At 70.9% G+C, this 12,711-nt stretch carries 12 protein-coding genes; 5 read left to right on the top strand and 7 right to left on the bottom strand.

Going from position 1 to position 12,711, the window contains the following annotated elements; translation table 11 throughout:
* Positions 1 to 6: 6 nt before the first annotated feature.
* Entirely contained in the window at positions 7 to 342 is a 336-nt protein-coding gene (locus O7624_RS25290; RefSeq protein WP_093401442.1) for a hypothetical protein, read from the bottom strand.
* 191 nt (positions 343 to 533) lie between these two features.
* Positions 534 to 1,490: a heme o synthase gene (locus tag O7624_RS25285; protein WP_282237508.1), complete on the bottom strand. Its 957-nt coding sequence runs from the start codon at positions 1,488 to 1,490 to the stop codon at positions 534 to 536.
* Between the two features lie 289 nt (positions 1,491 to 1,779).
* Here O7624_RS25285 and tkt point away from each other — a divergent pair, with 289 nt between their 5' ends.
* The 5 genes from tkt (at position 1,780) to pgl (ending at position 8,808) form a co-directional block, all read left to right on the top strand.
* Positions 1,780 to 3,918 (top strand): transketolase, encoded by a 2,139-nt coding sequence (gene tkt / locus O7624_RS25280; RefSeq protein ID WP_282237507.1) that lies wholly within the window; start codon positions 1,780 to 1,782, stop codon positions 3,916 to 3,918.
* A 17-nt stretch (positions 3,919 to 3,935) separates the two neighbouring features.
* Positions 3,936 to 5,117: a transaldolase gene (gene tal, locus O7624_RS25275; RefSeq protein WP_282237506.1), complete on the top strand. Its 1,182-nt coding sequence runs from the start codon at positions 3,936 to 3,938 to the stop codon at positions 5,115 to 5,117.
* Positions 5,118 to 5,365: 248 nt separating this feature from the next.
* Entirely contained in the window at positions 5,366 to 6,937 is a 1,572-nt protein-coding gene (zwf, locus tag O7624_RS25270) for a glucose-6-phosphate dehydrogenase (protein ID WP_093401446.1), read from the top strand.
* 31 nt (positions 6,938 to 6,968) lie between these two features.
* Positions 6,969 to 7,985, top strand: coding sequence for a glucose-6-phosphate dehydrogenase assembly protein OpcA (locus tag O7624_RS25265; protein WP_210938482.1), 1,017 nt, complete (start codon positions 6,969 to 6,971; stop codon positions 7,983 to 7,985).
* Between the two features lie 58 nt (positions 7,986 to 8,043).
* Positions 8,044 to 8,808: a 6-phosphogluconolactonase gene (gene pgl / locus O7624_RS25260; RefSeq protein WP_282237505.1), complete on the top strand. Its 765-nt coding sequence runs from the start codon at positions 8,044 to 8,046 to the stop codon at positions 8,806 to 8,808.
* 23 nt (positions 8,809 to 8,831) lie between these two features.
* On the opposite strand, the gene O7624_RS25255 is transcribed toward pgl, so the two are convergent.
* The 5 genes from O7624_RS25255 to gap all read right to left on the bottom strand — a co-directional run bounded on the left by O7624_RS25255 (position 8,832) and on the right by gap (position 12,660).
* On the bottom strand, positions 8,832 to 9,176 hold the full coding sequence (locus tag O7624_RS25255; protein ID WP_281603492.1) for an RNA polymerase-binding protein RbpA: 345 nt from the start codon (positions 9,174 to 9,176) through the stop codon (positions 8,832 to 8,834).
* Between the two features lie 136 nt (positions 9,177 to 9,312).
* Positions 9,313 to 9,573, bottom strand: a complete 261-nt coding sequence (gene secG, locus O7624_RS25250) for a preprotein translocase subunit SecG (RefSeq protein ID WP_093401450.1) — start codon at positions 9,571 to 9,573, stop codon at positions 9,313 to 9,315.
* Between the two features lie 95 nt (positions 9,574 to 9,668).
* Entirely contained in the window at positions 9,669 to 10,460 is a 792-nt protein-coding gene (tpiA, locus tag O7624_RS25245; RefSeq protein ID WP_093401451.1) for a triose-phosphate isomerase, read from the bottom strand.
* Complete coding sequence (locus O7624_RS25240) at positions 10,460 to 11,659, bottom strand: phosphoglycerate kinase (RefSeq protein ID WP_282237504.1); 1,200 nt, start codon at positions 11,657 to 11,659, stop codon at positions 10,460 to 10,462. Before O7624_RS25240 ends, tpiA begins: the two co-directional genes overlap by 1 nt.
* Positions 11,656 to 12,660 (bottom strand): type I glyceraldehyde-3-phosphate dehydrogenase, encoded by a 1,005-nt coding sequence (gap, locus tag O7624_RS25235; protein ID WP_093401453.1) that lies wholly within the window; start codon positions 12,658 to 12,660, stop codon positions 11,656 to 11,658. Before gap ends, O7624_RS25240 begins: the two co-directional genes overlap by 4 nt.
* Positions 12,661 to 12,711 lie beyond the last annotated feature (51 nt).

The following is a 12,711-nucleotide window of genomic DNA, read 5'->3' as shown; positions in this document are numbered from 1 at the left end:
TTTATCTCAACGGGCCATCGTGCGGCGGGCCATCGAACGCCAGAGGTCGTTGCTCGGGCGCATCTGGTCCATCAGTTCCCGTTCCCAGGCGTTCTCCACGGCGACCCCGGCCTGCGCGCAGGCCTCGCGGGCGGTCACCGTGTCCTCGGCGAACTGGTCGCCCCACGCGCCGTCGGCGCCCACCAGGACGATGCGGGCACCGCGCTTGCCGACGTACTCGATGACCGCCTTCGCCCCGCCATGCTCAGCGGCGAACGACTTGATGCCCGCGACCAACCCGTTGGGGGTCTGCCCGGAGGCGGTCTGATCAGTCGTCAGCGTCGTATCGGAACCATCTGCCATAACGTGAAGACTAAGCAGAGATGCACTCGGAAGGGCGAGAACCATCAACCTTTTCTGATACCCATTACCCGCAGGTTTAAGGAAGACCAAAGACGTTTCGCCCGTATTTATCAGCACCAAACCGGGTCAATCGGAGCGCAAAACGTCACCAAGCGGGCTTCGCAGGGTTGGAGGTCCGGCGCGGTCAGCCGTCAGAGCAGGGCGTCGAGGGCCGCGGCGGCGAAGACGATGGTCAGGTACGACGTCGACCAGTGGAACAGCCGCATCGGCTTGACCGGCTCGCCCCGACGAGCCCGACCGGCGAGCCGGTGCGCCTCGGCCAGGAAGATCGCGCCGACCACAAGCGTCGGGACGCCGTAGACCGCGCTCAGCCCCAATGCCCACACGGCCAGCGAGGTCAGCACGGTCAGCCAGGCGAACAGCACGATCTCGGCGTTGACCCGCCGGACCGAGGCGACCACCGGGAGCATCGGGATGCCGGCCCGGGCGTAGTCGTCCTTGTACTTCATGGCCAGTGGGTAGAAGTGCGGCATCTGCCAGAAGAAGACCACCCCGAACAACCCCCACGCCACCGGCGACAGGGAGCCGGTCACCGCGGCCCAGCCGATCAGCACCGGCGCGGCGCCGCAGGCGCCGCCCCAGAAGGTGTTCGCCGTCGTCGTGCGCTTGAGCCACAGGGTGTAGACGACGTCGTAGTAGACGATCGCGGCCAGCGTGAGCCCGGCGGCGAGCAGATTGGTGAAGACCGCCATCAAGGCGACCGAGACCACCGCCAGCACCAGACCGAAGACCAGCGCGTTGCGGGGCGTCACGGTGTGCGCCGGCAGCGGACGTCGCTTCGTCCGCCGCATCAACTGGTCGATGTCCCGGTCGATGTAGCAGTTGAGCACGCTGGCCGCGCCCGCCGCGAGCGAGCCACCGACCAGCACCACCGCGACCAGCCACAGCGAGGGCAACCCGCCATCCGCGAGCATCATCGCCGGCACCGTGGTGACCAGCAGCAACTCCACGATCCGCGGCTTGGTAAGCGTCACGTACGCCGCCACCACCGCCCGCAGGTCGCGGGGGCGGGCTGGGGTCTCCCCGGCCGTACGCACCGGCGGCTGCCCGGCAGGGTTACTGACGGGGCGCTCGGTGATCATGCTCACGGATTGCCACCTTCCGGCGTCGGGAGGGGAGGTCACGGCGGCGGGACCGACTCGGGTCCACACACCGACCCACACACTACGCGTCGTCGTTTTGGCTGCCCGGGCGACCCGGCAACGGTGCCAGTCGTCACACCGGAGGCTGGCGGGCGGGCCCGTGACGAGGGTGAACCGCGAAGCGCACCCGAAACGTACAGACCAGCATGCTGAGATCCTCGGGCGCACGTTTAGCCGCGCTCGATAGGGTCACCACTGAGGGTTCCGCCCATCTCGCCGAGGAGCACAAACCACCGTGGCTGCCAACCGACCCGCGCACCCCGCACTTGACTGGTCCGACCTCGACCGCCGTGCCGTGGACACCGTCCGCGTACTGGCCATGGATGCCGTGGAGAAATCCGGCAACGGCCACCCGGGCACCGCGATGAGTCTCGCCCCCGCGGCGTACCTGCTGTTCAACCGGGTGATGCGGCACAACCCCGCCGATCCGAACTGGCCCGGCCGGGACCGCTTCGTGCTCTCCGCCGGGCACTCCAGCCTGACGCTCTACATCCAGCTCTTCCTCGCCGGCTACCCGCTCAGCCTGGACGACCTCAAGTCGCTGCGGCAGTGGGGTTCACTCACCCCGGGGCACCCCGAGCACGGGCACACCCCCGGTGTGGAGACCACCACGGGCCCGCTCGGGCAGGGCCTGGGCAACGCCGTCGGCATGGCGATGGCGGCGCGGCGCGAACGCGGCCTGTTCGACCCGGAGGCCGAGGCCGGTGAGTCCGCCTTCGACCACCACATCTGGTGCATCGCCTCTGACGGCGACATCGAGGAGGGCATCAGCCACGAGGCCAGCGCCCTGGCCGGGCACCAGCAGCTGGGCAACCTCTGCGTGATCTACGACGACAACGAGATCTCGATCGAGGACGACACCCGCATCGCGCTGAGCGAGGACGTCGCGGCCCGCTACGCCGCGTACGGCTGGCACGTGCAGACGGTCGACTGGCGGCGCGGCGACGCCGAGAAGGGCGACTACCACGAGAACGTCGAGGAGCTGTACCAGGCACTGCTGGCCGCCAAGACGGAGACCGCCCGTCCGTCGTTCATCGCGCTGCGCACCATCATCGGCTGGCCGGCACCGAACAAGCAGAACACCGGCAAGATCCACGGCTCGGCGCTCGGCGCCGACGAGGTGGCCGCCACCAAGGAGATCCTCGGCTTCGACCCGGCCGGCACCTTCGAGGTCACCGAGGAGGTGCTCGGCCACACCCGGTCGGCGCTGCGGCGTGGCGAGGCCGCACAGCAGGAGTGGACGACCACCTTCGACTCGTGGTCGAAGGCCAACCCCGAGCGCCGCGCCCTCTACGACCGGCTGGCCGGCCGGGCGCTGCCCGAGGGCTGGGCCGACGCCCTGCCGGAGTTCCCCGCCGACGCCAAGGGCGTCGCCACCCGAGCCGCCTCCGGCAAGGTGCTGGCCGCGCTCGCGCCGGTGCTGCCCGAGCTGTGGGGCGGCTCCGCCGACCTGGCCGAGAGCAACAACACCACGATGAAGGGCGAGCCCTCCTTCGTGCCCAGCCAGTACGCCACCAAGGAGTTCCCCGGCCACGAGTACGGCCGCACGCTGCACTTCGGCATCCGCGAGCACGCCATGGGCGCGATCCTCAACGGCATCGCCCTGCACGGCGGCACCCGCCCGTACGGCGGAACCTTCCTGGTCTTCAGCGACTACATGCGGCCGTCGGTCCGGTTGGCCGCGTTGATGAAGCTGCCGGTGGTCTACGTCTGGACGCACGACTCCATCGGTCTGGGTGAGGACGGCCCGACCCACCAGCCGGTGGAACACCTGACCGCGCTGCGGGCCATTCCCGGCCTGGACGTGGTCCGCCCGGCCGACGCCAACGAGACCGCCTGGGCCTGGCGGCAGGCCCTGGAGCACACCGACCGGCCGACCGCGTTGGCCCTGAGCCGGCAGGCGCTGCCGACCCTGGACCGCACCCAGCTGGCCGGCGCGGAGGGGGTCGCCAAGGGCGGCTACGTGCTGGCCGAGGCGTCCAACGGCAAGCCCGAGGTGATCATCATCGGGACCGGTTCCGAGGTGCAGCTCTGCCTCACCGCCCGGGAGCGGCTGGAGGCCGACGGCACCCCCACCCGGGTCGTGTCGATGCCGTGCCAGGAGTGGTTCTTCGAGCAGGACGAGGCGTACCGCGAGTCGGTGCTGCCGCGCGGGGTAAAGGCCCGGGTGAGCGTGGAGGCGGGCATCGCGATGTCCTGGCGCGGGATCGTCGGCGACTGCGGCGAGAGCGTCAGCATCGAGCACTACGGCGCGAGTGCCCCGCACACCGTGCTCTTCGAGCAGTTCGGCTTCACGCCGGACCGGATCGTCGCCGCCGCGCACGCGGCGCAGACCCGGGTCGGCGACATCACCGGTTTCACGACCGGCAACTGAGGGAGGCGTTGGCGCACATGACGACCGACAGGCTGGGCGAGCTGACCGCCGCGGGAGTGGCGGTCTGGCTCGACGATCTATCCCGGGTACGTCTGAACTCCGGCGGGCTGGACCAGCTGCGCCGGGACAAGCACGTGGTCGGGGTCACCACCAACCCGACCATCTTTGCGAAGGCGTTGAGCGACGCCGACGAGTACGACTGGCAGCTGCGGGACCTGGCCGCCCGGGGCGTCGACGTGGAAGAGGCCGTCCGCATGCTCACCACGTACGACGTGCGGTGGGCCTGCGACGTGATGCGCCCGTCGTACGACGCCAGCGCCGGCGTCGATGGCCGGGTCTCCATCGAGGTGGATCCGCGGCTGGCCCACGATTCGCAACGCACCGTGGCCGAGGCCCGGGCGCTGTGGTGGCTGGTCGACCGGCCGAACCTGTTCATCAAGATCCCGGCGACCGAGGCCGGTCTGCCGGCGATCACCGCGGCGCTGGCCGAGGGGATCAGCGTCAATGTCACGCTCATCTTCGGCCTGGACCGCTACTCCCAGGTGATGGAGGCGTTCCTGGCCGGGCTGGAGCAGGCCAAGGCGAACGGCCACGACCTGAGCACCATCGGCTCGGTGGCCTCGTTCTTCGTCTCCCGGGTCGACAGCGAGGTCGACGCCCGGCTGGAGAAGATCGGCTCCACCGAGGCCAAGGCGCTGCGTGGCAAGGCGGCGGTGGCCAACGCCCGGTTGGCGTTCGAGCGCTACAGCGAGGTCTTCTCCACCGACCGGTGGCGGGCGCTGGCTGACGCCGGTGCCCACCCGCAGCGCCCGCTGTGGGCCTCCACCTCGACCAAGAACCCGGATTACCGGGACGTCATCTACGTCGAGGAGCTGATCGCGCCCGGCACGGTCAACACCATGCCGGAGCCGGTCATCCACGCCTACGCCGAGCACGGCGAGACCCACCCGGACACGGTCACCGGCGCGTACGACGACGCCCGGGGGGTCTTCGCCGCCCTGGAGTCGGTGGGCGTGGACCTGGCCGACGTGATCGCCACCCTGGAGCGGGAGGGTGTGGAGAAGTTCGAGGCGAGCTGGCAGGAACTGCTCGACGGCGTCCGCAAGTCGCTGGCCGCCGCCGGTCAGGGCAACAGCAGTCCCGGCGACGCCGCCCGGGGCAACGCCGACGCCGCCGCGCGCGCCGGAGGAAATGCGTGACGGTGCCGTCCGGCAGCACCCACGCCGCCACCTGCACCGGGTGGCGGCGTGGGTCGGTGGCGCTACGCGAACGGTTCGCAGGTGGGTAGCTTTCTTCAGACAACCGGTACGGTCGACGTTGATCTACCGGTGCCCGGCAATCCGTACTCCTGTCGGGGAGTCGCCGGCGGTGGCCGGCGCCCCTGGCCGGTCGGTGACGTCCGCTGCCGCACCGGCATCCGACCGATCGGTCGGCGGGCCTTGGCGCGATGGGTCGCTACGGGCATGACGATGGACGACGTGGACGAGCGGAGCGAGGAGGCGGCGTGAACCCGCTGCGCGACCCGCAGGATCGGCGTTTGCCCCGAATTCCGGAGCCGTGTGCTCTGGTGATCTTCGGGGTGACCGGTGACCTGGCTCAGAAGAAACTGCTACCTGCGGTCTACGACCTGGCCAACCGGGGGCTGCTGCCGCCCGGCTTCGTGGTCGTCGGGTTCGCCCGGCGGGACTGGGGCGACGGCGATTTCGCTTCGCTGGCCCGCGAGGCGGCGATGGCCCACGCCCGAACCCCGTGGCGGGAGGAGGTGTGGTCGCGACTCGAACACAACATCAAGTTCGTCGGCGGGTCGTTCGACGACGACACCGCCTTCGACAACCTCGCCCGCTGCCTGGACGGTCTGCGCGACAGCCACGGCATCCACGGCAACGCGGCTTTCTACTTCTCCATCCCACCGGCGGCGTTCCCGGTGGTGCTCAAGCAGCTGGCCCGCACCGGCATGGCCGACAACGAGAAGTGCGGCGGCTGGCGCCGGGTGGTGGTGGAGAAGCCGTTCGGCAACGACCTGCCCTCGGCCAAGGCGCTCAACGACCTGGTCGACGACGTCTTCACCCGGCAGGACGTCTTCCGCATCGACCACTACCTGGGCAAGGAGACGGTCCAGAACATCCTCGCCCTACGCTTCGCCAACAGCCTCTTCGAGCCGCTGTGGAACTCGCAGTACGTCGACTCGGTGCAGATCACCATGGCCGAGGACGTGGGTATCGGTAGCCGGGCGGGGTTCTACGACTCGGTCGGCACCGCCCGCGACGTGTTGCAGAACCACCTGCTGCAACTGCTCGCCCTGGTGGCGATGGAGGAGCCGACCAGCTTCGACGCCGACGAGATCCGGGCCGAGAAGCTCAAGGTGCTCAAGGCCATCACATTGCCGAAGGACGTCACCCAGGGCACGGTACGCGGTCAGTACCTGCCCGGCTGGGTCGGCGGGCAGCGGGCCAGGGGCTACCTGGAGGAGGACGGCGTCCCGTCGACGTCGACCACCGAGACGTACGTGGCGGTGCGGCTGGGCATTCAGAACCGCCGGTGGGCGGAGGTGCCGTTCTACATCCGGGCCGGCAAGCGGCTGCCGCGGCGGGTCACCGAGGTCGCGGTGATGTTCAAGCAGGCGCCGCACCTGCCGTTCAATCCGGCCGACATGGAGATGCTCGGCAACAACCAGCTGGTGATCCGGGTCCAGCCGGACGAGGGCGTGGTGCTCAAGTTCGGTTCCAAGGTGCCCGGCACCACGATGGAGGTCCGCGACATCGCGATGGACTTCCAGTACGGCGAAGCGTTCACCGAGTCCAGCCCGGAGGCGTACGAGCGGCTGGTGCTGGATGTGCTGATCGGCGACCGGACGCTGTTCCCGGACGCCGCCGAGGTCGAGCAGAGCTGGGCCGTGGTGGACCCGCTGGAGCACGCCTGGGAGGGCACCAAGCCCGAGCCCTACCGGTCCGGCGAATGGGGCCCCCGGGCCGCCGACGAGATGCTGGCCCGCGAGGGCCGGGCCTGGCGGCGGGCGTGAGCGAGCGAGGCGAGCGAAGCAGGAGGCTGCGGTGATCGGACTGTGGGACACCACCGGCAACGAGGTGGTCAAGGCGCTCGCCGCGGAACGACGAAGCGCGGGCGGGGTAGCCAGCGGCATGGCGCTGACCCTGATCGTGGTGGTCGACGAGAAGCGGGTCCGCGAGGCGGAGGCGGCAGCCACCATCGCCGCCGCCGCGCACCCGTGCCGGCTGCTGGTGGTGGTTCGCTCCGACGTGGACCGCGACCGCAACCGGCTCGACGCCGAGATCGTGGTCGGCGGGCGGCTGGGCCCCTGCGAGGCCGTGGTGATGCGGATGTACGGGCGGCTGGCGCTGCACGCCGAGTCCGTGGTCATGCCGCTGCTGGTGCCGGACGTACCGGTGGTCACCTGGTGGCACGGTGAGCCGCCGGAGGAGATCGCCACCGACTTCCTCGGTGTGGTGGCCGACCGGCGCATCACCGACTCCGCGCAGGCCGCCGACCCGATCGCGGCACTGCGGCAGCGGGCCCGCGACTACTTCTCCGGCGACACCGACCTCGCCTGGACCAGGATCACCCCGTGGCGCACCCTGGTGGCCGGCGCGTTCGACACCACGGACGCCCAGCTCACCGAGGCGGCGGTGGTCGCGCCACCCACCGACCCGACCGCCGCGCTGATGCGGGGCTGGCTGCGCAGCCGGCTCGGCATCAAGCCGCGCTGGGACCGGACCCGGGAGTTCCCCCGGATGCGGGAGGTCCAGTTGCGTTGCGCCAACGGCGACGAGTTGACGCTGACCCGCGAGGACAGCGTGGCCACGTTCCGGCGTACCGGCCAGGAGGATCGGATCCTGCCGCTGGTGCGCCGGCCGCTCGGCGACGAACTGGCCGAGGAGCTGCGCCGGCTCGGCACCGACCAGGTGTACGCGGAGGCGTTGGGCGCTTTCGCCGGGCTCAACAACTTGGATCGACGGCCCAGTCAGCGGGTGCACGTCTGGAAGGACCCGGCCACCGCCCAGCGGGCCGAGGCCGGCGTCACCGCCCACGCCACGACGAACGCCGGCTCCTGACCCTCCCACCCCTCCGGTACGCACGACACCGACCGCCCGGCGGTCGCGGAAGGACACCATGAGTGAGGCGAGTGTCGCCGTCCACGCCGACGCCGACCTGCTGGCGCAGGCGGTCGCGGCCCGACTGGTGGTGCGACTGCTCGACGCCCAGGCCGCACGCGGCCAGGCGTCGGTGGTGCTCACCGGCGGTCGGATCGCCGCGGCGGTCTACCGAGCGGTGGGCGCACTGCCCGCCCGGGACGCGGTCGACTGGTCCCGGGTCGACTTCTGGTGGGGCGACGAACGGTTCCTGCCCTCCGGAGACCCGGAGCGCAACGAGACCCAGGCCCGCGCGGCGCTGCTCGACGCGCTGCCGGTGGACCCGGCCCGGATCCACGCCATGCCGGCCTCGGACGGCGGCGCCGACCCGGAGGAGGCCGCCGCCCGGTACGCGGCAGAACTCGCCCAGGCGGCCCGGCCCGGCACCGCCCTGCTGCCCCACTTCGACGTGCTGATGCTCGGCGTCGGCGAGGACGGGCACGTCGCCTCGGTCTTCCCGGAGCACCCGGTCCACTACGAGAGCCGACCCGTCAGCGCGGTGCGGGGCAGCCCGAAGCCGCCGCCGGTACGCATCACCCTCACCCTCCCGGCGATCAACACCGCCGAGGAGGTGTGGCTGGTGGCCGGTGGCGGCGACAAGGCGCACGCGGTCGGCATGGCGCTGTCCGGTGCCGGCCCGGTACAGGTGCCGGCGGCCGGCGTGCAGGGCACCGGGCGTACCCTCTGGCTGCTGGACCGGGCCGCGGCGGCCGACCTGCCGGCCCGCTTCCGCAGCCTGCGCTGACGCGGCCGGCGGCGGGCCCGAAGCTACGACCGGCCGCGGCGCTGGCGTAGCGCGGCGAGAGCCTCGGCGAGGATCGCCTCCCCCTCGGCGTCGGTACGACGTTCCTTCACGTACGCCAGGTGGGTCTTGTACGGCTCGGCCCGGGCGCGGCCCGGCGGATCCTGGGCGTCCTGACCGGCGGGCAGCCCGCAACGGGGGCAGTCCCAGACGGTCGGGGCCGCCACGTCGGCGACGATCCGGATGTCGGTGCGGTGCCCGTTGCGACACCAGTAGCTGACCGACCGGCACGGGACCGGCTGGTGGCGTTCGGGGGGACGTGGGGGCGCGGACCCGACGCGGGCGCCCCGGATGACGTGGCCGTTCGGCACGGCGCTGACTCCTGTCGTCGGAGGGGACCGCCGTCGGGGGGTGGACGGCGGGCGACGCGGTGCAGCGGGTGAAACGGACTGCGCGCGGCCCGTCGGGTGACGGACCGCGCGCAGATTGTACGCCTCGGGGGTCGAATCAGACGCCCGTACCCACCTCAAGCCGGAGCCAGAGACCGAGCCCGATGATGCAGGCGAACCAGACGATGCCCACCAGCACGGTGTAGCGGTCCAGGTTCTTCTCGGCCACCGACGAGCCGGCCAGGCTGGAGCTGACGCCACCGCCGAACATGCTGGACATCCCACCGCCCTTGCCTCGGTGCAGCAGGATCAGCAGGGTGAGCAGGACGCTCGTGATGACCAGCAACACGATCAACGTGTAGGCGAACCAGATCGGCATGGCGGGGGTCAGTCCTCTCGTTACGATCCTCGCCCGGGCAGTTCGGGCACGGCGGCACCGACCGGCGGACGGGCGGAGTCAAGGATAGCGAGCGATCAGCCGGAGATGTGCTCCGGGAACCGGCAGATCTTCGCGAACTCCTCGGCGTCCAGGCTGGCGCCGCCCACCAGGGCGCCGTCCACGTCCGGCTGCGCCATGATCGAGGCGACGTTCGACGACTTCACCGAGCCGCCGTAGAGGATGCGTACGCCGTCGGCGGTGGCCTGGTCCACGGTCTCGGCCAACCGGGCCCGCAGCGCGCCACACACCTCCTGGGCGTCCTCCGGGGTGGCCGTCTTGCCGGTGCCGATCGCCCAGACCGGCTCGTACGCGACCACCACCCGGAGCACCTGCTCCGGGCTGAGCCCCTTGAGGGCAGCGTCGAGCTGGTCGGTGCAGTGCGCCACGTGGGTGCCCTGCTCCCGGACGTCCAGTCCCTCCCCCACGCAGAGGATCGGGGTGAGCCCGTGGGTCAGCGCCGCCTGCACCTTGGCGCCCACCAACGCGTCGTCCTCACGGTGGTACTGCCGCCGCTCGGAGTGCCCGACCACCACGTACGTGCAGCCGAGCTTGGCCAGCATCGCGCCGGAGACCTCCCCGGTGTACGCGCCGGAGGCGTGCGGTGACAGGTCCTGTCCGCCGTAGCCGATGAGCAGCTTGTCGCCCTCCACCACGGTCTGCACCGTGCGCAGGTCGGTGAACGGCGGCAGCACCACCGTCTCCACCTCGGTCAGCTGCTTCTCGGTGAGGCTGGCGGCCAGCTTCTGCACCAGCAGGTTCGCCTCGAGGTGGTTGAGGTTCATCTTCCAGTTGCCGGCCATCAGTGGCCGGCGGGGGGCGCTCGCCATCAGTTCTCCAGAGCCGCGATGCCGGGGAGGGTCTTGCCCTCCAGGTACTCCAGGGACGCGCCACCGCCGGTCGAGATGTGCCCGAAGGACTTCTCGTCCAGACCCAGGGCCCGCACCGCGGCGGCGGAGTCACCACCACCGACCACGCTGAACGCGTCCGAGCCGGCGATCGCCTCGGCCACCCCACGGGTGCCGTGCGCGAAGGCGGGCATCTCGAACACGCCCATCGGGCCGTTCCAGAAGATCGTCCGGGCGCCCTTCAGCGCGGCAGCGAAGCCCGCCACCGTCTTCGGGCCGACGTCCAGCCCCACCCGCTTGCTGGGGATGCCGTCGGCCGGCACGGTGTCGTGCGCGGCGTCCGGGGCGAACGCGTCGGCGGCCACCACGTCGACCGGAAGCATGATCTTGCCCTCGGAACGCTCCAGCAGGTTGCGGCAGGTCTCCACCATCTCCGCCTCCAGCAGGGAGGAGCCGACCTCGTGGCCCTGGGCCTTGAGGAAGGTGAAGCACATGCCACCACCGATGAGCAGCCGGTCGACCTTCGGCAGCAACGCCTCGATCACCGCGAGCTTGTCGGAGACCTTCGACCCGCCGAGCACCACCACGTACGGCCGCTGCGGGTCGCCGGTGAGCTGCGAGAGAACCTCCACCTCGCGCAGCAGCAGCCGGCCGGCGAAGTGCGGCAGCCGGGCGGGCACGTCGTGGACGCTTGCGTGCTTGCGGTGCACCGCGCCGAAGGCGTCGTCGACGTACACGTCGCCGAGAGCGGCGAGCTGATCGGCGAAGGCGCCCCGCTCGGCGTCGTCCTTGCTGGTCTCCCCCTTGTTGAAGCGGAGATTCTCCAGCAGCGCCACCTCGCCGTCGGCGAGCGCCGCCACCGTCGCCCGGGCGGACTCGCCGACCGTGTCGGTGGCGGCGTGCACCGGCGTGCCGAGCAGCTCACCGAGCCGCCCGGCGACCGGGGCGAGGCTGAACTGCGGGTCCGGCGCACCCTTCGGCCGACCCAGGTGGGAGCAGACGACGACCTTGGCACCGGCCTCGGTCAGCGCGCCGAGGGTCGGCAGCACCGCCCGGATCCGACCGTCGTCCGTGATCGCACCGGTCTGCTTGTCGAGCGGGACGTTCAGGTCGGCGCGCACCAGCACGCGCCGACCCGAGACCCCCTCGGCGAGCAGATCGTCGAGGTTACGGATGCTCACAGCGACGAACCAACCAGCTTCACCAGGTCGACCAGGCGGTTGGAGTAGCCCCACTCGTTGTCGTACCAGCCGACGACCTTGACCTGGTTGCCGATGACCTTGGTCAGCGGCGCGTCGAAGATGCACGACGCCGGGTCGGTGACGATGTCGGCGGAGACGATCGGGTCCTCGTTGTAGGTCAGGATGCCCCGCAGCGGGCCCTCGGCGGCGGCCTTCAGCGCGGCGTTGACCTCGTCCACCGAGGTCTCCCGACCGACGGTGACGGTGAGGTCGGTTGCGGAGCCGGTCGGGATCGGCACCCGCAGCGCGTACCCGTCGAGCTTGCCCTTGAGGTCCGGCAGCACCAGGCCGATGGCCTTCGCGGCACCGGTCGAGGTCGGCACGATGTTCAGCGCGGCGGCACGGGCCCGGCGCAGGTCCTTGTGCGGCGCGTCCTGGAGGTTCTGGTCCTGGGTGTACGCGTGGATGGTGGTCATCAGACCCTGCTGGATGCCGAACGTGTCGTGCAGGACCTTCGCCATCGGCGCCAGGCAGTTGGTGGTGCAGGAGGCGTTCGAGATGATGTTGTGCTTCGCCGGGTCGTACTGGCCGTCGTTGACGCCCATCACGACCGTGACGTCCTCGTTCTTCGCCGGAGCGGAGATGATGACCTTCTTGGCCCCGCCGTCGATGTGCGCCTTGGCCTTGGTGGCGTCGGTGAAGAAGCCGGTCGACTCGATGACCACGTCCGCGCCGACGTCGCCCCACGGCAGCGCCGCCGGGTCCTTCTCGGCGTACGCCTTGATGGACTTGCCACCGACGGTGATCTCGTCGGCGGTGGCCTTGACCTCCTGCGGGAGGCGGCCCAGGATGCTGTCGTACTTGAGCAGGTGGGCGAGCGTCGCGTTGTCGGTCAGGTCGTTGACGGCCACGACCTCGACGTCAGCGCCGGACGCCAGCACTGCCCGGAAGAAGTTACGGCCGATCCGGCCGAAGCCGTTGATGCCAACCCGGATGGTCACAGGTCCCATCTCCTCGCGTTCTGGTCCGCCGGCGTGGAGACCCTCGGCCGG

The sequence above is a fragment of the Verrucosispora sp. WMMD1129 genome (assembly GCF_029581255.1).
Taxonomy (GTDB): Bacteria; Actinomycetota; Actinomycetes; order Mycobacteriales; family Micromonosporaceae; genus Micromonospora; species Micromonospora sediminimaris.
Note: the sequence above shows the minus strand (reverse complement) of the source record. Positions and strands in the feature narration are given on the sequence as shown.

Coding starts and splice junctions, on each gene's coding strand:
- O7624_RS25290 (WP_093401442.1), bottom strand. CDS start 342: ATGGCAGATGGTTCCGATACGACGCTGACGACTGATCAGACCGCCTCC.
- tal (WP_282237506.1), top strand. CDS start 3,936: ATGACGACCGACAGGCTGGGCGAGCTGACCGCCGCGGGAGTGGCGGTC.
- zwf (WP_093401446.1), top strand. CDS start 5,366: ATGGGTCGCTACGGGCATGACGATGGACGACGTGGACGAGCGGAGCGA.
- pgl (WP_282237505.1), top strand. CDS start 8,044: ATGAGTGAGGCGAGTGTCGCCGTCCACGCCGACGCCGACCTGCTGGCG.
- secG (WP_093401450.1), bottom strand. CDS start 9,573: ATGCCGATCTGGTTCGCCTACACGTTGATCGTGTTGCTGGTCATCACG.
- tpiA (WP_093401451.1), bottom strand. CDS start 10,460: ATGGCGAGCGCCCCCCGCCGGCCACTGATGGCCGGCAACTGGAAGATG.